The sequence below is a fragment of the Scytonema sp. NUACC21 genome (assembly GCF_054684315.1).
Map to the genome: position 1 here is coordinate 19,160 of NZ_BAAFZH010000040.1, position 21,998 is coordinate 41,157.

Annotated in this window: 11 protein-coding genes and 5 pseudogenes; 10 read left to right on the top strand and 6 right to left on the bottom strand. The window is 42.7% G+C overall.

The window, feature by feature from the left end; all coding sequences use genetic code 11:
* Position 1 precedes the first annotated feature (1 nt).
* Positions 2-1,192 carry an SdrD B-like domain-containing protein gene (locus tag ACYRY3_RS04340; protein WP_460200524.1) on the bottom strand — a complete coding sequence of 397 codons (1,191 nt, stop codon included), beginning with the start codon at positions 1,190-1,192 and terminating at the stop codon, positions 2-4.
* A gap of 8 nt (positions 1,193-1,200) precedes the next feature.
* Between ACYRY3_RS04340 and ACYRY3_RS04345 the strand changes: the two are divergent.
* The 3 genes and pseudogenes from ACYRY3_RS04345 to ACYRY3_RS04355 all read left to right on the top strand — a co-directional run.
* A pseudogene (locus ACYRY3_RS04345) lies at positions 1,201-1,542 on the top strand (efflux transporter periplasmic adaptor subunit); the annotation flags it as partial.
* Positions 1,539-2,756 (top strand): ABC transporter permease, encoded by a 1,218-nt coding sequence (locus tag ACYRY3_RS04350; protein ID WP_460200514.1) that lies wholly within the window; start codon positions 1,539-1,541, stop codon positions 2,754-2,756. The pseudogene ACYRY3_RS04345 and the gene ACYRY3_RS04350, both read left to right, overlap by 4 nt.
* 62 nt (positions 2,757-2,818) lie before the next feature.
* Positions 2,819-3,580, top strand: coding sequence for an ABC transporter ATP-binding protein (locus ACYRY3_RS04355; RefSeq protein ID WP_460200515.1), 762 nt, complete (start codon positions 2,819-2,821; stop codon positions 3,578-3,580).
* A gap of 161 nt (positions 3,581-3,741) precedes the next feature.
* Here ACYRY3_RS04355 and ACYRY3_RS04360 read toward each other — a convergent pair whose 3' ends face one another.
* Complete coding sequence (locus ACYRY3_RS04360; protein WP_460200516.1) at positions 3,742-4,272, bottom strand: orange carotenoid protein N-terminal domain-containing protein; 531 nt, start codon at positions 4,270-4,272, stop codon at positions 3,742-3,744.
* A 351-nt stretch (positions 4,273-4,623) separates the two neighbouring features.
* On the opposite strand from ACYRY3_RS04360, the gene ACYRY3_RS04365 reads away from it, so the two are divergent.
* Both ACYRY3_RS04365 and hemL read left to right on the top strand, forming a co-directional pair.
* On the top strand, positions 4,624-4,995 hold the full coding sequence (locus ACYRY3_RS04365) for a hypothetical protein (RefSeq protein WP_460200517.1): 372 nt from the start codon (positions 4,624-4,626) through the stop codon (positions 4,993-4,995).
* 330 nt (positions 4,996-5,325) lie between these two features.
* Positions 5,326-6,513: pseudogene (hemL, locus tag ACYRY3_RS04370) on the top strand (glutamate-1-semialdehyde 2,1-aminomutase); the annotation flags it as partial.
* A 120-nt stretch (positions 6,514-6,633) separates the two neighbouring features.
* Here hemL and ACYRY3_RS04375 read toward each other — a convergent pair.
* On the bottom strand, positions 6,634-6,795 hold the full coding sequence (locus ACYRY3_RS04375) for a metallothionein (RefSeq protein WP_460200518.1): 162 nt from the start codon (positions 6,793-6,795) through the stop codon (positions 6,634-6,636).
* Positions 6,796-7,449: 654 nt separating this feature from the next.
* On the opposite strand from ACYRY3_RS04375, the gene ACYRY3_RS04380 reads away from it, so the two are divergent.
* Positions 7,450-9,063 carry a protein kinase domain-containing protein gene (locus ACYRY3_RS04380; protein ID WP_460200519.1) on the top strand — a complete coding sequence of 538 codons (1,614 nt, stop codon included), beginning with the start codon at positions 7,450-7,452 and terminating at the stop codon, positions 9,061-9,063.
* Positions 9,064-9,170: 107 nt separating this feature from the next.
* Here ACYRY3_RS04380 and ACYRY3_RS04385 read toward each other — a convergent pair.
* Positions 9,171-9,611: pseudogene (locus tag ACYRY3_RS04385) on the bottom strand (hypothetical protein); the annotation flags it as partial.
* Between the two features lie 104 nt (positions 9,612-9,715).
* Between ACYRY3_RS04385 and ACYRY3_RS04390 the strand changes: the two are divergent.
* Entirely contained in the window at positions 9,716-10,330 is a 615-nt protein-coding gene (locus tag ACYRY3_RS04390; RefSeq protein WP_460200520.1) for a helix-turn-helix domain-containing protein, read from the top strand.
* Between the two features lie 61 nt (positions 10,331-10,391).
* Here the strand turns inward: ACYRY3_RS04390 and ACYRY3_RS04395 are convergent, their stop codons facing one another.
* A complete protein-coding gene (locus ACYRY3_RS04395) occupies positions 10,392-13,256 on the bottom strand; it encodes an NB-ARC domain-containing protein (RefSeq protein WP_460200521.1) in 2,865 nt (954 codons plus the stop codon).
* A 377-nt stretch (positions 13,257-13,633) separates the two neighbouring features.
* Here ACYRY3_RS04395 and metK point away from each other — a divergent pair.
* The 3 genes and pseudogenes from metK to ACYRY3_RS04410 all read left to right on the top strand — a co-directional run.
* Positions 13,634-14,470, top strand: a pseudogene (metK, locus tag ACYRY3_RS04400) (methionine adenosyltransferase); the annotation flags it as partial.
* 517 nt (positions 14,471-14,987) lie between these two features.
* Complete coding sequence (locus ACYRY3_RS04405) at positions 14,988-16,712, top strand: sensor histidine kinase (RefSeq protein WP_460200522.1); 1,725 nt, start codon at positions 14,988-14,990, stop codon at positions 16,710-16,712.
* A 285-nt stretch (positions 16,713-16,997) separates the two neighbouring features.
* A pseudogene (locus ACYRY3_RS04410) lies at positions 16,998-17,813 on the top strand (UvrD-helicase domain-containing protein); the annotation flags it as partial.
* Here the strand turns inward: ACYRY3_RS04410 and ACYRY3_RS04415 are convergent.
* The coding region (locus ACYRY3_RS04415; RefSeq protein ID WP_460200523.1) for an amino acid adenylation domain-containing protein at positions 17,763-21,998 on the bottom strand (4,236 nt) is incomplete at its 5' end. The pseudogene ACYRY3_RS04410 and the gene ACYRY3_RS04415 overlap by 51 nt on opposite strands.

Below are 21,998 nucleotides of genomic sequence, written 5' to 3' on the forward strand. Positions count from 1 at the left end.
CTTAATCCACTCTGACACGGAAGCGAATGTAAACAGGGTTTCCACTAGTAGCGTTAAAACTACCGAAATTCACAATCAATGCCCCCTGAGTATTTGTTTGACTCAAACAGGTATTACCAGAAGGTAAAGGTTGTAAAGGAGTGAAAAAGGTACCTTGGTCTGCACCAGTTCCACCTCCAACAACGGAAATGCTACCGTTGCTGTAGCTTGTTCCTACAGGAATTAAATCGCAGAACCTAACGTCATTGACATTTTGAGCAAGAAAATAGATTGTGTACTCAACTTCATCACCGCTTTGTAGAGGTGTTTGAAGATCTCGAACTCCAAGAACGGGTTGTAACTGGTTGATGTTATTGTCATTATCACCGGGACCATCATCAAAAGTACTGAAGTTAGCTCCAATGGACTGACCGTTTCTCAACACATTAGTAATTCGCTTGACTAGACGTAGATCGGGTTCACCTGCACCCAAGGTAGAAGCAAAGAAACCAAAGTCAACCGTATCGATATTCTGACCTGCAGCTAGGGTAATGGTTGCGGGTGGAACCAGGGTAGGAGTAAAGTCCGAGGGAGTGCCGGTAACTCTAACTCTGTAATTGCCCGGTGGTAAATTGGTGAACGTGTATCTACCGTTGTCATCAGTAGTTGTGGTCTGAGTAACGTCATCGGGAGTACCAAATTGATTATCCGCTCCAGCACCTGTTAAGGTAACGGTAGCGCTGCTGATTCCCCTTTCATCTGGATCTTGACGTTGGTTGCGATTGGTATCAATAAAAACGCTATCCCCAATTGAGTTCCCCGGTCGGAAACCAAAATTAACAGTGTTGATGCTCTGATTGGCACCTAGAGCCACGGGGTTAGGTTGAGTAAGGGTGGCAGTAAAGCCATTCGGGGGATTAGTAACGGCAACTGTGTAGGAGCCGGGTGGTAAGTTGTTAAAACTGTAGTTACCGTTGTTATTGGTAGTTGTAGTTTGTGTAATGTCGTCTGGTGTACCCAGCTGACCGTCTGGTCCTGGTCCAGTTATGGTCAGGGTAACGTTAGGTATGCCAGGTTCTCCTGGGTCTTGAACGCCATCACCATCAGTATCAATAAATACCGCGCTACCTAAGGAATTTACTGGACGAAAACCAAAATCAACGGTGTTGATGGTTTGACCGGGTGTTAAAGTGACGGGATTGGGTTGAGTCAGGGTAGGGGGCTCCTGAAGCGGTTAAGGAAGAAGGTGTCACTTTGTTCCAGGTACGGGTTGCAATTGAGACTGGTGCGGATAAATTGCGTTCTGGGTTGAATGTTGATATGACGTTTTTAGGCGACAAGGTACAAGATGCTTTACTGGTGCCTACTGTAGCGATTGTTACTGAGAAGGGCGAGACGGGTGTCTTGGTGCCGGATGCAAACAATAAACCTGAGTTTCGCTCTGTCACGGTGGGAGCGCAAGTCAAAGACCAAACTCAGATTTTAGATGGCGTGAAAGCGGGCGATCGCATTTTCCTCAACCCACCCTCAGACTACAAGAAAGCACAACAACAGAAAAAATGAACATCTTAGAAAGTATGAAAATGGCAGGGAAAACCTTGCTATCAAATAAGTTACGCAGTGCCCTCACCATGCTGGGAATTGTTATCGGTAACGCCTCAGTTATTGCTATGATTGGCATCGGTGAGGGAGGGCAAAAGTACGTTAACAAGCAGTTGCAGTCTTTGGGTCCAAACGTGCTGTTTATTATTCCTGGAAATCAGGAAACTCAACGTATTTCCACTGATATGCCGAAAAACTTGGTGCTTGAAGATGCTGAAGCGATCGCATCTCAAGTGCCTACAGTGGCGGGAGTTGCACCAGAATTAAACAGGAGATACGTTGTTATATACGGTAATAAAAACACCAATGTCAATATTATTGGTACAACTCCCAGCTTTCCAGAAGTGAGGGATTTTAACACTGCCAAAGGGCGGTTTTTTACCGAAATTGACATGAAGCGCAATAATCAAGTCACCGTACTTGGTGCTGAGATAGCAGAGAGGTTATTTGGTAATAGCAACCCTGTAGGTCAGCAGTTGCGAATCAAAAACGCCAGCTTTTTGGTGATTGGCGTCTTAGAAGCTAAAGGCTCAAGCTTGGGGGCTGATTATGATGAAGCAGCACTTGTACCCCTGACAACATCAGCAAATCGACTTGTGGGACAGAATTCTCCCTATGGCATTGCGTTAGATTATATTGTGACTTCGGCTCGCGATGGCAATAGTGTCGATGCGGCAGAGTTTCAAATCACTAACTTATTGCGTCAGCGGCACAAAATTATCGGTGAGGATGATTTTACTATCCGCAGCCAAAAAGATGCTTTGCAAACTGTCGGTCAAATCACGGGCGCTTTGACAATTATGCTGGCGGCGATAGCAGGTATTTCCTTGTTCGTTGGTGGCATCGGTATCATGAATATTATGCTCGTATCCGTAACCGAACGCACTCATGAAATTGGTTTGCGTAAAGCCATTGGTGCAACCCCCCAAGATATTTTGCTGCAATTTATGATTGAAGCAGTGATTCTCTCAGCAGCTGGTGGTTTCATCGGGACTGCCTTTGGTGTAGGTGGCATTATGCTGGTCGCTAGTTTGACACCTTTGGAAGCGGGAATTTCCCCTGTGGCGATTGGTCTTGCTGTGGGGGTTTCCGGTGCTATTGGTTTGTTCTTTGGTGTCGTTCCCGCACGTCGCGCTGCTAAACTTGACCCAATCGTGGCTTTAAGAAGCGCTTAGAAAATTCAAGCTTAGGGTGGGCATTGCTTACTAAGTCATTTATGGTGGGATAAAAAATCTTTATGGCAAATACTCTATCAATTACCGACTCTCGCACTCCCAATCCCCTATCTAAACCGGAAATTATTCGTCTGGAAAATATTTTTAAAATCTATGGCAGTGGTGAAACGGAAGTCAGGGCACTTAATGAAGTTAATTTAACTGTAGAAGAGGGTGAATATTGTTCCATTATGGGTCCATCTGGTTCTGGGAAATCTACAGCCATGAACATCATTGGCTGTTTAGACCGCCCAACCTCAGGACATTACTATTTAGATAAGGTTGATGTTGCCCAAATGGATGATACGGAGTTGGCACACATCCGCAATAAAAAACTGGGGTTTGTGTTCCAACAATTCCACTTGTTACCCCAACTTTCAGCCCTAGAAAATGTGATGCTGCCTATGGTATATGCTAGTGTAAATGCTAACGAGCGTCGCGATCGCGCAGCAGAAGCACTCAAGCGGGTGGGTTTAGAAAAGCGTCTCAATAATAGACCAAACCAACTCTCTGGGGGACAGCAACAAAGGGTCGCTATTGCCCGTGCGATCGTTAACCGTCCCGTTGTCCTTCTAGCCGATGAACCTACAGGCGCACTTGACTCGCGCACAACTCAAGAAGTACTCGATATTTTTAGCGAATTGAATGCCACCGGCATTACTGTGGTCATGGTGACTCACGAACCAGATGTTGCTCGTCAAACACAGCGTATTGTTTGGTTTCGGGATGGTCAAGTCGTACACTCTCATCTCACTCCATCTGATTTAAGTCACCTTGCATCGTAGGTTGCTAGTTGTTAATTGACATCTTGCACGCTCAGAAGAGGAAGGGGATGTGGGTCACAGATAACCGCACAAATTTGCCTCATTTTAGGCGATGTAGAGACGCGCCATGACGTGTCTCTACACAAGATTTGAGTGAGATGAGAACCATTAGCTATTAGCTGTTACAAACTTGGTGTTTTACCAGTTTGAGCTTGTGTTTCAATAGGCTTAATATCGGTGTAGCCCATGTCACCAACGATTGTCCGAAGCACGGACATTTGTGCTTCAAAATCCAGTCCCTCTATTTGGGAAAGCACGTTGTTAATTGCGTCAGTTGCTTTGTAGTTTGGTGGCATATCCACAATTGATTCACCCATCTTAACCGCCCATCCATACCAAACAAAAAGCTGGTTGTTTTCTTTTAATGCACCGTATGCACGGGAGTATTCTGAATCTTCACGATTCACAATTTGCCGCATAATTTTTAATTGCTCCTCGTCAGACAATTGATGATAATCACCGAGCAGTTTTGGTGCTAATTCTGGTTCGCCAGCAGCGGGAGCAGCCGGAGTGATAGAATCACCCATTTTTTTATAAACAAAATACAGCCAAGCTAGCTTAGCATCAGTATCCAAACGATTGAATGCATTGACTACTTTTTGAGTTTCATTGCTTAAAGCTTGAGGAGCACTTTTATTGTAACTTGCAGTCATAATTTATCTCCAAAAGTATTTAACATTGTTATTTGTTAGTAGTTGGTAGATAGTGCTTAGTAGAAAATAACAGCTACTAACTCCTGTAGGAAACGGGTTTAATCAAATAGTTTCTGGCTACACTAAAACAAATGAATTGGTTTAACCCTCTCCTACTAACTCCTAACTTTGCACTGAATTAAGGCGTATCAAAGTTTTAGAAACAAGTTCTACCTCCATGAGAAAGAGATTAAAAAAAAAGTTTTTATCTGCCTTTTAATAGAGGTAAGAATCTATCTTAGGATGCCAATAAATGAACATATGACCCTGATAGAATTTCAGCATTGGTAAAAATACTTAAAAAGGTGACCTATGGCTGACCAAATTCAACCCAATCCCTCTCAAGCCCCTACTCATGATGCTCAATTGGCTGCGGAGAACATGAGGAGTGGTGAGGAAAAAACGCCAAACGTTGATATGGAAGCGGATTACCAAGCAGCCCAGAAATTTAGCGTTAGTGATGTCGATCGCACTGGTGAAGGTGCAAAAGCTGCTGACGAAGCAACTGCACCTAAGTTTGAATTACACGAACCGGAACAGACAAACACCCAAACGAAGCAAACAGGCGATCCACAAGATTATATGGATATGGCAAAGGATGTTCATGCTTCCACAACTGATGGTGTAAGCGAAGTTAGCGATGATTTAGTTAAAGAAGCTTTGGAAAAAGGTCAATCTAAGTAAGAGTCATTAGTCATTTGTCATTGGTCATTCGTAACGGTTTCAGATGCATTTACATTTTGTAATGTATTTCTGTTTATTCACACCGACTTCCTTACAAGACAAGTTTTCTAAACCTAGTTCGGGCACAGACCATAATCAATCATATTTTCTACTAATGACCAATGACTTGTTCGATTGGTGGGCAGTGCCCACCCTACGTACTACTAACCACTAACTAATGACCAATGACTTGTTCAATTGGTGGGCAGTGCCCACCCTAAGTACTACGTACTAACTAATGACCAGTGACCAATGACCAAGGACTAATGACCAATGACCAATGACCAATGTGGACAACCTATCGTTTTTGACCGTGTCAAAGGCGCATACATTTGGGATGTGGATGGAAACCAATACATTGACTATGTGGGCAGTTGGGGTCCAGCTATTTGCGGTCATGCTCATCCTGAAGTTATCGCCGCTCTACATGAAGCTTTGGAAAAGGGTACCAGTTTTGGCGCACCAAGCGTGCTGGAAAACGTACTGGCTGAAATGGTGATTGATGCAGTTAAGAGCATCGAAATGGTAAGATTTGTTAGCTCGGGGACAGAAGCTTGTATGGCAGTCCTGCGACTTATGCGGGCTTTTACTCAGCGTGACAAGATTATCAAGTTTGAAGGCTGTTACCACGGTCATGCCGATATGTTCCTTGTGAAAGCAGGTTCTGGTGTGGCAACTCTGGGTTTACCAGACTCCCCTGGAGTTCCCAAATCTGTCACCAGTAACACCCTTACTGCTCCTTTCAACGATCTAGAAGCAGTCAAAGCCTTGTTCGAGGAAAATCCCGGCGAGATTGCAGGCGTGATATTAGAGCCAGTGGTTGGTAACGCTGGGTTTATTCCTCCTGACGCAGGCTTTTTAGAAGGGTTACGGGAACTCACTAAAGACCATGGAGCGTTATTGGTCTTTGATGAGGTTATGACAGGTTTCCGCATTGCTTACGGTGGTGCTCAGGAAAAGTTTGGCATTACCCCCGATTTAACAACCTTAGGAAAAATTATCGGTGGTGGATTACCTGTAGGAGCCTATGGTGGTCGTCGGGATATCATGTCAATAGTTGCTCCAGCAGGTCCGATGTACCAAGCAGGAACCCTCTCTGGCAATCCCCTAGCAATGACCGCTGGAATTAAAACTTTGGAATTATTGCAAAAATCGGGAACTTATGAGTATCTTGACCGAATTACTCAGAAGCTAACACAAGGTTTGCTGCAAATCGCTAAAGAAACCGGTCATGCAGCTTGTGGCGGTCACATCAGTGGTATGTTTGGTCTGTTCTTTACGAATGGTCCCGTCCACAGCTACGAGGACGCTAAAAAGTCCGATTCAACCAAGTTTGGCCGATTTCATCGCGGTATGCTAGAGCGCGGTATTTATCTAGCACCATCTCAATTTGAGGCTGGGTTTACTTCGATAGCTCATACAGAGGAAGATATTGACCGGACACTGCAAGCTGCACGTGATGTCATGTCTAATCTCTAAGTTGGTAATTCGTAATTCATAATTCCTAACTGTAAAGTTAGAAGTGCGAATTATGACTTATGGTACCTAGTAGTACGGGGGTGAATGGCTGTTCGCCCCCTGTATTTATTAATACCGAACCTAACAGCCACAGCCACTGTGACCGCAGCCTTTAGTTTTTGTATGCCCTTCTGCACAAGCTTCCGAGCAGTAGTACTTGCCATCTTTATTGACGGCATCCGGTATAGAGATAATACACAGACAAGAGTCGCAGGCACACTTCATTTGGGTGACGTTTGTCATAAGCTTTTTCCAAATTTCTCTTTATTCTTAAGATTTAATATACAATATATGAACAAATGTTCAGTTATTAAGAAATAAAAACTAAGAAAAATTGATATAAATTAACATCTTGACAGCACCAAGCAATGATTCCTTACCATGAAGGTGGGTTAGAAGAGCCCTCGGATAAATGTAAAAATAGATACTAAGGTTATGCGGGTAGAACAAAACCTATGACTGTTAGCCCATAACTGTACACTCATCTAAAATAAACTTCATTTTATTTAAAAATTGTGAAAAGGATCTGGGTCTAAATTGTCAGAAAAATAGCTTGAGGCAAACACGAGGGTGTATAGTTTTAAGAGCAGCGATTCATGTTGTGTAAGATGAAAACATAAACTTCCTACTACAAAAAATTAATGAATTTTTTTAAACTTTGAAGGTTGAGGTTTTAATTTTAAAGAAATAAAGGTGAATAATAAGCTGGATGTGGCTTAATAGCTTCGATATGGGAAATATTAGTGAGTTTACGATTGCTTCACGCAATACTTGCTGAACTTTAGCAACTCTTCAATAGAATTCCAGAGAAAATTACCTGGCAAAAGCCAATTTTGGACTAAATAATGAGAGAAGAGTTCAACACTCATCATCATTCGTGTAGCGAGTTGACTGTACATGAGCTACTGCATAAATCCCACGTGTGTTAACCCTGAAAATTTGGCATATAGCGACAGGTGTCAGTCTTGTGGCTCGCGACTGCTAATGCGCGATCGCTATCGAATCGTCAAAGCCTTAGGTCAGGGTGGTTTTGGAGCAACCTTTCTAGCTCAAGATGAAGCCTTACCAGGAGAACCAAGTTGTGTAATCAAGCAACTACGTCCTTCAGGAACAGCTCCGCACATAATCCAAATGGCACGAGAGCTTTTTGAGCGAGAAGCTGTAACTTTGGGTCGAATTGGTAATCATCCCCAAGTACCACGGTTACTAGACTATTTTGAAGACCGCGAACAATTCTACTTGGTTCAAGAATATATCAGCGGTCTTACCTTGCAACAAGAAATTAAACGCAACGGAGTTTGTAGCGAAGCAGGAGTTAAGCAGTTTTTGAGCGAGCTTTTGCCCTTACTGCAATACATTCACGAACGGAAAGTGATTCACCGTGATATCAAGCCGGCAAATATAATTCGTCGTGCTCAAGATTGCAGATTAGTTCTTATTGACTTTGGTGCTGTTAAAAACCAAGTACAAACATTAACAAACCAATCCGAACAGACAGCATTAACGGCTTATGCAATTGGCACTCCAGGTTTTGCACCACCTGAACAAATGGCAATGCGTCCCGTCTATGCAAGCGATATCTACGCATTAGGCGTGACATGTATTTACTTACTAACTGGCAAATCTCCTAAAGACATCGATTATAATCCCACAACAGGAGAAATGCAGTGGGAGCAAATCGTACATATTAGCAATCACTTCGCTGAAGTCCTGCGGAGAATGCTAGAAGTCTCGGTTCGCAATCGTTACCAGTCAGCAGAAGAAGTCCTCAGAGCACTAGCACTTGAGCCTTATTTAGATAGTTTGGCTCAAAGTATGGTAGTACAGCCTCAAGGTCATGCAAAAGAGCGATCGCCGCATTGGGAAGAATCCAGCGCTTTGTCCAGCAATCCTTCTGCTCATGCTTCTGGAGGACAGGGAGTTGCACAAATGGCAGCTGCAATTCGCGCAAGACGAGCCAGAATCGGAGAAGGTACCGGCATTAATGGAGTAGGCACACAAAGAGTGATGACAACCAAATCAACCACTCTAACTAGCAGTTACAGCGGACCTTCTGCAGAGCAAAAGTCCCAAACTCCACGTAAGTTAGATACTCAGGGTTTACTGACAGCTTACATGAAAGGGAGAAGAGATTTTGCCCTGTATAATTTAAGTATGCTAAACCTACAAGGTGCTGACCTATCAGGAACAAATTTCCATAGTTCTCAATTACAAAACGTTAACCTTCAAGGAGCTAATCTCAACAACAGCGATTTTGGGCGAGCAAGCCTCAATCGAGCCAATCTTAAAGATGCCATTTTGACTAAGGCATATCTTAATAATGCTGATTTAGAAGGAGCCGATCTTCGAGGCGCAGACCTGAGTCATGCTTATCTCAATAATGCAAATTTGAGAGGAGCCAATCTCTGTGGAGCTAATTTAACTGGTGCCAAAATTTCTGATGAACAATTGGCATTAGCTAAAACTAACTGGATGACTGTGCGTCCTAATGGCAGACGCGGCTTACTGTGATTTTAGATTTATGGGCAGGCGGGATACCCACACCACAAATCTATTAACTTATTAGCTTAATCGGAGAGTCCGTTTTTCCACTTAAGAAGTGGAAGATTTAAAAAAATTTATTCTTCTTCAAATTCTTCATCCATCTCTTCTTCTTGCTCGTCTTCGCTTGTCTTCCTGACAGAATTTGCGGAAACAACAGCCCCCATTTCTAGTTTTTCACGTACCTGCTGTTTAATCTTTTCTGTAAATTCGGGTTTCTCCTCCATGTACTTAATAGCATTGTCCCGACCTTGAGAGATATTTTCACCGTTATAGCTATACCAAGCACCCTTACGGATCAACACACCAGTTTCTTCAGCTAAATCTACAAGACAACCGATTGTAGAAATACCTTTGCCAAAGATAATGTCAAGCTTGGAGACTGGCTTTCGCAGATATTTAACCACGCCTAAGTCTTGATTCTCTGGGGCAGCGAAGTACTTAATTGGGTCATGCGCTTTGCCTTTGTCATTTGCGATACTAAAATGGTACAAACTGCGAAATATCATCTCAAACGTCTCACGTAATATCGTCAAAATTCGCCACTACTTTTGCTAAAATCTAGTGTAGATTGAGGTTTCGGCTCCCGGCAATATTTGGCAATATTTGGCGAGATTAAAATATGAATAAACAACAGGCGGCGGATTTTTTAGGTGTAAGTGTTCGAGCACTGGAGCGTTACGTCCAACAGGGCAAAATCAGCGTTCGCTATGAGAAAGGTAAAACCCGACCAACAGCCAATTTTGATGAGACGGAACTGGAAGCGTTTAAAGAGGAGCTTTATCAACCCAGTTACAAACCTGCTGTAGAAAGTCGCCAAAATCCGACAGGAGAACACGGGCAGAAAGATACAGCATTTGACCAGGATGAAGAAGGGGCGAGTTTTGGCGGAGATTCAGCGAACGAAACTTGCCAAATCACGACAACCTTACACTACCAGCAAGATACAAAAGTTTACCCCAGTGGCGAGATTGCGGAATTTGGCGAGAATCCCACAGTAATTGAACGGCTGTCAGCAGTCATCGAAACGTTGCTGGCTAGAACTGGAGAAGATACCCGTGTTCGCGTAGCTGAGAAATTACTGCTAACTATTGCCGAAGCTCAAGAGTTAACCGGGCTATCTCGCCAAGTCTTGAGAGAGGCGATTAACAAAGAAAAGTTGAAAGCCAAGGTTATCGGTAGAAGTTGGAGAATCAAGCGTGCTAACCTTGATGAGTATGTAGCAAGCTTGTTCTGAAATATCGCCAAATGTCGCCAAGACTTAGGACATTAGCTGCTTAATATTTACGAATTAGCTGTTATTCTGGGATTTCTACTGCCCCCATATCCTTCAAAGACGCAATAGTTGCCTGGGTTAAACCTGTAACCCCACGGATGTTCATACCTTCGTAGAGTCCATAGTTTGTTAGTGTCTCCAGGCACTCACCTGTTAAAACATTCCATAGCTTCACTGTCCGATCTTCACTGCCACTAGCCAGAATTTGACCATTTGGGTTAAAGGTAACTGACCGTATCCAGTGGGTATGTCCTTCTAAGGTTTTGAGGCATCTACCAGTGCGGAAATCCCATAACTTTATTGTTCGGTCTGTACTACCACTAGCTAAGGTATTACCGTCTGGGCTAAAGGCAACTGACAATACCCAGCTTGTATGTCCCTCTAAAGTTTTGAGACATCTACCAGTGCGGAAATCCCATAGCTTGATTGTTTGGTCTTTACTACCACTGATTAATGTATCACCATCTGGGCTAAAAGCAACTGACAATACCCAGTCTGTGTGTCCCTCCAAAGTTTTACACTCAAGACCTGTGTTGACATTCCACAAATGTACTTTTTGGTCATCACAGCCACTAGCTATGGTTTTACCTAGAGGACTAAAGGCAATCGACCATACCCCATTTTTATGTTGCAGTATTTTAAAGCACTGACCATGAGAGGTATCCCACAGCCTTACTGTTTTGTCATCACCGCCACTGGCTAAGATATTACCTGTGAGACTGAAAGCAACAGCCTTTACCCGATTAGTATGACCTTGAAATGTTTTGCGACAAAGACCTGTGCTGGCATCCCATAGCTTTACCGTCCAATTCTCACAGCCACCAGCAAAGGTTTGACCATCCGGACTAAAGGTAACTGTTCTTACCCCATTCGGGTGTACTGGCGAAGAGTTCAAGCATTCATCAATGCTAACATTCCCTATACTTGCAGTTTGCTTTGTACTATCTCTACCAAAAGTACCACCCTCCGGATTTAAAGCGATCGAGCGAACATAACTAAGATGTTCTTTTAAAGACAATAGTTGCTCACTCTCTCCAACTATTTGCCATAATCGAATCTCACCATCAGCGTCACTTGTAACTAAAAATTTTCCATTGCTACTAAATGATAGCGAATAAATGCTGTTGAAAGCTCTATTAAAAACAGATTTTGTTAAATCTGCGTGGGCAAAATTAACCTTACTTAAATTACAACCCCATAGGTCTGCCTGCCAAACTGTCAGGTAGGAAAAATTATACCCGCTTAAATCAATTTTTAGATGCTTAAGCAGATTGAGAATATTTCCAGCTGTATATCCCAATTCAAGTGGAGATCGCTGTCTTAGACTTTCTATAATTTCATTTAACCAATCTTTGACACCTCTTTTGCTTTTAAAAATACTAATCAGCCCATTTATAACTGGCTGGAGAATAAAGTGTATTTGAGCTTCCCTAATAGAACTTTTACTCTCTGCCTTCATTAAGGCATACTTTCTAAGAAATACAAGCTGTTGGGTTGCAATATCTTCACAGGCTAAATCTATCAATTCAGTAGTTACATATTCCATTATTACAGGTTGTAATGTGAAGCGTGCTGCAGCTTTTTCAATTAAACTGCGCCGTCCTAGAGATTCCAAAGCTTCCAACAATCTTTGTTGTGATACTGGTGCTACAATATCTTCTTGTAATTCTAAAAGCGAAATTGGCTCACGGTTAATTGTCAGCCAGTACATTATTTCTTTTTCTAAATCTGATAAGCGGTTAAACTGCTGTTCTAAAAACTGGCGATACTCACCAAAAACAACTGTATTTTGTTTTAAAAATTCAGAAATGTTGCTATCAAAAACATCTTCAATGGTGGTAGTTACTATCTTCAAAGCTGATGGATTACCTCCATAGTAGTTCACCAGTTCTTTGCATTCTTCATTAGAGACTAAAAAACCTTTATGTTGAAAGATTTTTTGCGCCTCCACCTGTTTGAGACCACTTAGGTGTAATGAATGAACTAATAGTGATTCTCCTTCGAGTGATGCCACTTCTTTGGGTTTTTCACGGCTTGTTAGCATCATGCAGCTTTTGTGAGAAACTTCTCCTACCTGTTGAAATAAGCGTCCATAATTTTCATATCCCTTTCGATAGTACCCAGCATAAGTGCCACTCTGTAGAATTGCCTCAACGTTATCAAGCAAAATCAGACAGCGGTGTAAGCGAAAATGATTAATCAGGTACGAAATTTTGGAATTTATGCTACTTTCTTGCAGCTCTGTTTTAGCCTTCTGCTTATTGGATAAAAATTGAATCAAATCATCTAAAACGTCTTGAATTAATGGAGCATTCCATAGCGAGCGCCAAATGACATACTCAAACTTATTCTCAATCTGTTTTGCTAACTTTACAGACAAAGAAGTTTTACCAATTCCCCCCATACCCAACACTGTAACTATTCGGGAACCTTCATTGATAATCCATTGCTCTAGTTTAGCAAGTTCTTCTGTACGCCCGTAGAAAGCTGAGACACAAATTGCTTCTCCCCAATCTTGATTCAGTGGAGTAACAACCTGTTCAATCCTCTCATCATTGGAAGCAGGTTGTGAATAGTCGCTTTCATTCAGTTCTAGATAAAACGCTTTGAATAGATGAATAAGTGTTCGTTTGTCAACTTTTTCTTCGCAAGCCATTACCCTTGCTAGGGTAATAGTAGTTAATCCTGTACGTTGGCTCAAGTTTTCAAAAGTGAACCTTGCTCCAAAGTTTTCCCGCCATTCTAATTCAAGTATCGTTTTCTGCAGCTTTTCTCTCCCTGAAGGGGTAAGAATAACACCACGGTGGCGTTTAGACTTGTGTTTATCTAGATTTTTCAGGTCTGTTTTGGTGTTAGATACTTCTGCAACCATATGTAAGTTTTTCATAAGCATCATTGGGAATAATAAGCTAACATCCAAAGCTTTACCAATTGTTTTAAAATTTATTTTATAGATTCATTATTAGTCTTTAAGTTTTTTTAAGAAATATGAAAAATATTTAAATTTTCCATACTAAGTACTAGTAAACTTGTTTAAGAATTCCGCGAAATTCTTTACTTGCCATGTAGCAAGGATGAATAGCGGTCTAAAGACGAGGTGCTAAGAAAAGGCAGAGGAATACTTTGGAATGTAGAAAAATGAATTGTGATATTTTATACAATTTTTCTTCAATTTCTTTACAAGTTCTTCAATTTTTTCCCTATAACTCACATCTTGCACCTGTACGAGTAAACCGCAAATAAGCTTACTTACAGCACATAAATACCCCAGAACTGATGCCATTACCTATATGCCTTGCTCACCGTATTGCTCGTCGATTGGCGGCTGTTCGCAAGACAGGGGTTTTACCCTACCTGCGACCGGATGGAAAAACTCAGGTGACCATCGCATATGAGGACGGACGACCTGTCGGAATTGATACTATCCTGATTTCCACCCAGCATACAGCTACCATTGGTGAAATTACAGATGAGGCAGAGGTGCAAGCCAAGATTAAAGAAGACCTCTGGTCAGCTGTAGTTGAACCTGTTTTTGTGGACCTTGATGTCAAGCCAGATGAGCAAACTCGCTTTTTGGTTAACCCCACAGGTAAGTTTGTGATTGGAGGTCCTCAAGGGGACTCCGGTCTGACCGGACGCAAAATCATTGTTGATACCTATGGCGGTTACTCGCGTCATGGCGGCGGGGCATTTTCTGGCAAAGACCCCACAAAGGTAGACCGCAGTGCTGCTTATGCCAGTCGCTATGTGGCGAAAAATATTGTCGCTGCAGGGTTGGCAGAAAAATGTGAGGTGCAACTGAGTTATGCCATCGGTGTCGCACGACCCGTAAGCATTATGTTGGATACCTTTGGCACGGGTAAAGTTGATGACCAAATCTTATTAGAAGTCGTCAAAGAGCATTTTGAACTGCGCCCTGCCGGTATTATCCATGCCTTTAATCTACGTAACTTACCAAGCGAAAGAGGCGGACGTTTTTATCAGGACGTCGCGGCTTACGGTCACTTGGGACGTAACGATTTAGACTTACCTTGGGAGCGTACTGATAAGGTAGAGTTGTTGAAGCAAGCTGTTGACAATCTAAGCGCGGCTATTGCGTAAGACTCTTGCGTGGAAGTTAGTAAATAAGCACCAATCCTGGAGCTAAACCAAACTATAGAGACGTGAAGTGCAAAGTTCCTTAAGGAACAAGGCATTTCGCGTCTCTAAAAATTTAAAATCTGTGATAGAAATGAAGCAGGTCAGGCAAACTATACTAGTCAATGGAGAAAAAATTAGAGATGAAAGGAGTCAATATCTACTGTCCAAGAGCATGGCTTCCTATTACTTGCGGGTGCTCTTTCATGAAATTTATATGCCCTCCTTTGTGAAAAGTAGCATTCTACTAGTTTGGGTATGGTTTACCATCAGCGAGAATAAAGGCACTTTGTAAAAACTTCATAATAGATCCTTAAAAACTTAGCCTTTATTTATAATCTAAACTTTATTTTCTACTGATAACTCCCCTAATCTTGTTAAAAAAGAAGATAAAGTGGTAGGTGTTAATCGCAAATTAATAAAATTGCAGCCCCTATACAAATTCACAGATTTTCGCGGGAGGGCAAGGAGAATTTGAGGTATGCAAACTCAAAAGCCAACCGCTGTTGACAGCAATATAGAAAGAAAACAAGTGTCAGCCGAACAGCCCTCTACCGACGAACTCCCAACCATTGAATTTCCCTCCCGAGGGAAACTCAAAGCTAGTTCTTGGCGAATTCATCAAAAGATAGGCTATGGATACTTTTTAGCGATTGGTATTGGTTTTTTAGGCTCGCTGACCGGTATAGTGATCGCTAACTATTATCGAGGAATTGAAATCGGGCAATTAAGCCATGCCCGGTACCAAACTCATATGCTTTCTAACTATAGGAATGCCTTAGTAGCAGCACAGTTACACAGTTCCAACTTAGTTGTTGTTATAGAAGACCCAGAGAGGCTGTCAAGCAAAAAATTTGACCTATTTAGGAGTTTTGACAGAGCTAAAAATGTCGAACAACAAATTACAGAATTCTTAGACAGTAAACCGGGAAGGTTAGCAGCAACCGAAAACACTTTACGAACTCTAATGCACGATTATGCAAGTAACTTAGACTCCTACGTTTGGCAAATTGATGCAGTTCTACAGCAACTCGAAAAACAGCCTCAACAGCAACAGCGAATTGCCTTTGCCCGAGAACAGTTACTAACAATTATGGGTGGTGAAACATCTCTCCGTCTCGATCGCTTACGCCAGCAATTGAGTAACATTTTGCAAAGTGCGGAAGAGTATGAGCGAGGAATAGAAAGAGATGTAGAGATTGCTAAAGGAGTCGAGAGGTTAATTGTTATAGTAAGTATGCTTCTATCGGTGGCGATCGCTGCTGTTGTTGCATGGCGCACTTCGCGAGCTATAGCAGAACCAGTTATTCTTGTGACTCAAGTTGCGGAACAGGTAGCCAAGAAATCTAACTTTGATTTGCGAGCGCCAGTCAGCACCGAAGATGAAATTGGGTTACTTGCTAAATCTCTAAATCGTCTCATTGAGAGAGTTTCCGAACGGACTAAAGAACTCCAACAAGCAAAAGAACTTGCAGAAGCAGCTAGTAAGGCAAAAAGTCAGTTTCTTGCCAATATCAGCCACGAGTTACGCACGCCATTAAATGCCATTATTGGTTTGAGTCAACTGCTCAAAGATGATGCTGCTGATTTTGGCATGGCAGAAGATTTTATCAGTGACCTTGAATCTATTAATGGTGCAGGAAGGCATTTGCTGACACTGATCAACGATATCCTCGACCTCTCAAAAATTGAAGCGGGGAAAATGACCTTTTACCCAGAGACGTTTGAACTGGCAACACTGATAAATAACATCATTATGACAGTCAAGCCCTTAGTGGAAAAAAATGGCAATGTCTTAGAAGTCGATTGTGATGAGGAGCTTGGCGTGATGCATACCGACCAAACCAAGCTCAGGCAAGTTCTTTACAATCTTTTGAGTAATGCTGCCAAATTTACCAACAACGGCAAAGTTAAGCTGGTCATTCGGAAAGAAAAGCAAAGCTCAAATGAGAACGGGTCTTCCAAAATGATTAATTTTACAGTTGAAGACACGGGCATTGGAATGACCTATCATCAACAGCAGCAGCTCTTTCAACCCTTTACTCAGGGGGATGCCTCGACTACCAAGAAGTATGGGGGCACCGGGTTGGGGTTGGCAATTAGCCGACACTTTTGCCATATGATGGGAGGTGATATTTCTGTTAAGAGTGAACCTGGAGAGGGCTCGATTTTTGCTGTTCGCCTTCCACTTTCTGTTAAGAATTAAGTGACGTGTCAGTACTCAATAGTAGTTGGTTGTGAGCACGGGTTCTTGACAAAAGTGTTGATGTTGCTCCATTTACGTAGAAATACTATCTTTATATTTGTTAAATAAAAATTATAATTCTTGAAATTTTGAACAATTGGTAGGTCAGTACTATTGACTCTACTGCAAGCAAGACTACAAGCGTCTGTAGTCCTACGGATAGCTTTCAGCGATCGCCCCAAAGCATGACAATTGAAATTCCTCTATAATGTGACATTACGCGATACGTGTTGCTCCCTCACGCCCATGACAACAACCAACGACTTTCTCAGTCACCTCAACCCCAGTCAACGCCGCGCTGTAGAACATTTTTGCGGTCCCTTACTAGTTGTTGCTGGTGCGGGTTCCGGTAAAACACGAGCGCTGACTTATCGCATTGCTAACCTAATTTCCCATCATCGTGTCGATCCAGAGAATATTTTGGCGGTGACCTTTACTAATAAAGCCGCACGAGAAATGAGAGAACGCATTCAAAAGCTGTTTGCCGAACGGTTGGCAATGATGGAATATGGTGAACGGTTTGATTTACTAGCAGAATACGAACAGAATAAACTGAAGTCACAGGTTTGGAAAAAAACTGTCAAACACATTTGGTGTGGCACTTTCCACAGTTTATGCTCTCGCATTCTCCGCTTTGATATTGCAAAATATGAAGATGAAAAAGGACGTCGTTGGACACAGAATTTCTCGATTTTTGACGAGTCCGATGCCCAAAGCTTGATTAAAGAAATTGTTACAAAACAACTTAACCTAGACGATAAGAAGTTTGAACCTCGTTCTGTCCGTTATGCTATCAGCAACGCCAAAAACCAAGGTTTATCACCTCAAGAATTCGAGAGAGAGCAACCTAATTATCGGGGACGGGTGATAGCAGAAGTTTACAGCTGCTATCAAAATCGCCTTGCAGAAAACAATGCTTTGGATTTTGATGACCTTATCTTCGTTCCTGTGAGGCTATTTCAGCAAAACGAGCAGGTTTTGGGTTATTGGCACAATAAGTTTCGCCACATTCTAGTAGACGAATATCAAGATACTAACCGCACTCAGTATGACTTGTGCAGAACTCATCAGTAACTGACCCATGTGACCCGCTTCTAGAAGACAGAAATCTTTTGCCAGTTCCCCATACATAGGGGCGATCGCATTGAGTTTTCCAATTAAAAATAGTGAAAAGGCAGATTGTTCAAAAATGTTTTGATTATCACCATAAACACTGCCCTCAATTTCGCTGGTGGTGCTGAGTAATACCAGACGGTGGTCGGCGGGATGGTAATAGTATATGCCTGCTTCTAGACCTTCGACTCGGTTGGGTTTGATGAACAAGTAAGTCTGCACGGGATAGAGACTGCCAGCAGAAGGATAGCGATATTTTGGTAAAGGATAATCATCCAATTTCATTTGCTGGAGACAGTTTAAAAACTGGCTGAACTGTTCCAAGGAAATAGGTTGAGGCAGAAATTGCCGATAACTCTGACGCTCTAAGTAAGTTTGACTGAGAACTTCATCAAACTCAGGCTGAGGCAATTGAATACTGAGTTGAGAAGATTTTAGTGGTCGTAATCCCGGTTGTTTCAGCTTAAATTCTATACGCTCTACAGCATCGGTCAATACTCCTTCAAGTTGAGGTGGTTGGTAAGCTTCAGCTAGATTTTGAGTTGATGTCAACTTGCGATCGCAGACGACATAAGCGACTAATTGTTTATTCTTTTGTGATTCTCCTACAGCAGTAACCACGGACTCCTTAACATTGGGATGCTGTTTCAAAGTTGCTTCAATTTCGCCGAGTTCGATACGATAACCATTGATTTTGATCTGAAAATCTTCCCGCCCTAAAAACTCAATGTTGCCATCGGGTAAATAGCGTCCCAAATCACCAGTGTTGTATAATCGCTCTTTGGTATGCGGATGAATAATAAAGCTAGCGTTTGTCTTCTCTTCATCCTGCCAGTAACCTTTTGCTAGACCAATCCCCCCTATATATAGTTGCCCAATCACCCACACAGGACATGGTTCCAATGCTTCATTCAGCACATATAAACGTTGATTACTTAGTGGTTTCCCATAGGGAATACTCTTCCAATTACAGTCAACTGTCTCAATAAGATAGTAAATCGACCAAATGGAAGCTTCGGTTGCTCCTCCCAAACTTACTATCTGTACATTTGACCACAGTGCTTGAATTTGCCCCGGTAAACTCAGAGGTAGCCAATCCCCACTTAACAAAGCTAAACGTAGAGATGAGAGGGATTTTTGTGGTGGTTGGGATAAATATTCCACCAACATCTGCATTAAGGCTGGAACTGAGTTCCAGAGAGTGACTTGTTGAGACACCATTAATTCTAGCCAGTGCGCGGGGTCTCTGATTTTATCTGGGGCTGGAATAACAATAGTTCCCCCTGCCGCCAGAATACCGAAAATATCGTACACTGACAGGTCAAAGTTCAATGCCGAAAGAGCTAGCACTCGGTCAGATGGGCTGACTCTAAAACGTTTATTGATGTCCAAAATTGTATTGACTGCACCTTGATGGTCGATCGTGACCCCTTTAGGCAAACCTGTAGAACCGGACGTGTAAATGACATAAGCTAAATCACTGGGAGCCTGCGCTAATTCTATGGAGCTAAAATCGCTATTTTCTGAGTTTTGACTCTCCACACATAAATACTGAATATTTGATGGCCAAGACAGGTAACGATTGAGGTGAGACTGGGTGAGGACTAACTGCACTTGTCCCTGTGCCAGTAAATACCACTGTCGTTCTTGGGGTAGTTCGGGATCGATGGGGAGATAAGCCGCCCCGGACATTAAGATTCCTAATACCCCGACAATTTGCTCCCACCCCTTCTCCATCACCACAGCAACTAAAGTATTGGGAGTGACTGCTAACTGCCGCAATTGATGTCCCAATTGATTGGCGCGTTGGTATAACTCCTGGTAAGTTAGGGTGCGATTTGGAGTCATGACGGCCCTGGAATCAGGTTGCAGTTGTACTCGTTCGATAAACAGACCGTGCAAAGTTTGTGAGGAAAGGGGTACAGCAGTATTATTTATTGCAATTCGCGTTTGAAGTTGAGCGTTGCTTAACAATTGTTGACGGGTCTCAAACCAAACTGATTCTGAAGTAGCTAGCTGCTTGAGCAAATTACAGTAAGCTTCAAACATATCGTTAAGAAAACCAACTGGGAAGAGTTCTTCGACTGCATCCCAGTTGAATAGTAATGCCCCATGTTGCTCTATAACTTGATGATCCAACCAAACTTGTGGGGTTTGGCTGATACTGTAGACCACTTCTCCTAACTGATTCAGCGACGATGTGTTTTGACCGAGTGATTCCAAACCTAGCGTGCTGGTAAAGACAATTGGCATAAATTGATAGCTTTCTCGCCGACGGCTGAGTTCTCGCTGAACTCGCAAACCACTAACATAGCCGTGGTCTAAATCTTGCCATAGTTGTTGTTGTATTTTTTGAGCGCGGGCGGTAAAAGTATTAGGAACTGAGTTATCTATTTCCAAAAGCGTGAGGGAGGTGAAGTCTCCAACAATTTGATTAACTTGGGGGTGCAAGGGTAGACGCTTAAACAGTGTGAGATTGATAGTAAATTTTGCACTTTTGCTCCACTGAGTAAGGATTTGGGCAAAAGCACTCAACAGCACCCCAGAAGGAGTCAGGTTGACTTGGTTAGCTCGGTCTTTCAATTGTTGCCATTGGGTTTGTGAAAGTTGAGCGCTGCGACGTTGAAATTTTGGCTTAGTAATGGAATTTGGGTTTTTAGCTAAGGGTAATTCTGGGGGTGTCGCTAAGGTGTCTAGGCGGTTAAACCAATATTCTTGAGAACGTTGATACTGGGGTGTATTTTCTAGAGTTGACTCTGCAAGCACATAATCTCGGAACGACAGTTCTAGGGGTGGTAATACCATCTCGAGATTTTGGTACAGTTGCGACCACTCCCGCATCAGCACAAACAAACTCCAAGCATCGCCAATCAAAGCGTCAAAGCTAAGGTGGAGTCGAGTCCGTTGTTCATCTAAACGAGTCGCTTGTATATTGAACAGGGGCCATCGATCCACAGATAAAACCTCATGAGACATACGATCGCGAATTGCTTGTAGCTGTGTGAAAATAGTTTCAGGTAACTGTCCGCGCAGGTCTACAACCTCTATTTCATAAGGAGAGACTGTTGTGAGAATTTGCTGCTGACCATCCGGTAAAATCACTGCTCTAAGCATATCGTGACGCAGGATGAGTTTTTGCCATGCCCGGTTTAACCTTGCTAAATTCAAGCGATCGCAATCTAGCTCTATATAACCATGAGCAGCAATATTGCCAAGCTCGAAGGCTTCATTGCGACCCAACCAATAAGCTTGTTGAATCTCAGTTAAGGGGAAGGGTTGATAGTGCTGCTTTGGATCTGGCACAATTGTCGGCAGAGGAACAAAGGATTTTTCCCATGCTAAGGATGGAGTTTGACAGTACTCTGCAAGCGTCTGGCTGAGCCCTGCCACTGTAGGAGATTGTAACAAACAACGTAGCGGCAATTCGATGTTAAATGTTTGTTGTAAGCGAGAAATAACTTGAGTTGCAAGCAGGGAGTGTCCTCCGAGTTCAAAAAAGTTGTCGTGAATGCCTACTTGTTTTAGTCTCAAAACAGAAGCGATGATATTGGCGATCGCTTTTTCAATGGATGTCCGAGGCGGGACAAACTCTGTGATTCGATACTGTTCTATATCAGGTGCTGGTAAGGCGCGACGGTCTAGCTTACCGTTAGGTGTCAAAGGTAGAGCCTCTAGGATTGCAATAGCAGACGGTAGCATATAATCGGGTAACTTCTGTTTGAGGAAATTACGCAATGCACTGCTGCTAAGGAATTCCTGGCGAGGAACAATATAAGCAACTATGTATTTGTTGTCAGCTTGTTCTTCTCGGACAACGGCTACTGCTGCTTGTACTTGAGGATGGGTACTAAGAACTGCTTCAATTTCCCCTAGTTCGATCCGGAAGCCACGAATTTTCACTTGATGGTCAATTCGACCAAGCAACTCGATATTTCCGTTAGGAAGGTAACGTGCTAAGTCTCCTGTTTTATACAAACGAGCTGAAGAAGGCAAAACAGAAGAATCTCCCTCTGTTTTTGCCTGATGAAAGGGATTAGGAATAAATTTCTCTGCGGTCAAGTCCGGACGGTTGAGGTAGCCTTGAGCTAAACCAACGCCTCCAATGTGGAGTTCACCAGGGACAAGCATCGGAAC

Excerpts from the sequence above, each read along its gene's own strand:
- ACYRY3_RS04380 (WP_460200519.1), top strand. The coding sequence starts at position 7,450 with ATGAGCTACTGCATAAATCCCACGTGTGTTAACCCTGAAAATTTGGCA.
- ACYRY3_RS04360 (WP_460200516.1), bottom strand. The coding sequence starts at position 4,272 with ATGACTGCAAGTTACAATAAAAGTGCTCCTCAAGCTTTAAGCAATGAA.
- ACYRY3_RS04350 (WP_460200514.1), top strand. The coding sequence starts at position 1,539 with ATGAACATCTTAGAAAGTATGAAAATGGCAGGGAAAACCTTGCTATCA.
- ACYRY3_RS04355 (WP_460200515.1), top strand. The coding sequence starts at position 2,819 with ATGGCAAATACTCTATCAATTACCGACTCTCGCACTCCCAATCCCCTA.
- ACYRY3_RS04405 (WP_460200522.1), top strand. The coding sequence starts at position 14,988 with ATGCAAACTCAAAAGCCAACCGCTGTTGACAGCAATATAGAAAGAAAA.
- ACYRY3_RS04395 (WP_460200521.1), bottom strand. The coding sequence starts at position 13,256 with ATGAAAAACTTACATATGGTTGCAGAAGTATCTAACACCAAAACAGAC.
- ACYRY3_RS04365 (WP_460200517.1), top strand. The coding sequence starts at position 4,624 with ATGGCTGACCAAATTCAACCCAATCCCTCTCAAGCCCCTACTCATGAT.
- ACYRY3_RS04390 (WP_460200520.1), top strand. The coding sequence starts at position 9,716 with ATGAATAAACAACAGGCGGCGGATTTTTTAGGTGTAAGTGTTCGAGCA.
- ACYRY3_RS04375 (WP_460200518.1), bottom strand. The coding sequence starts at position 6,795 with ATGACAAACGTCACCCAAATGAAGTGTGCCTGCGACTCTTGTCTGTGT.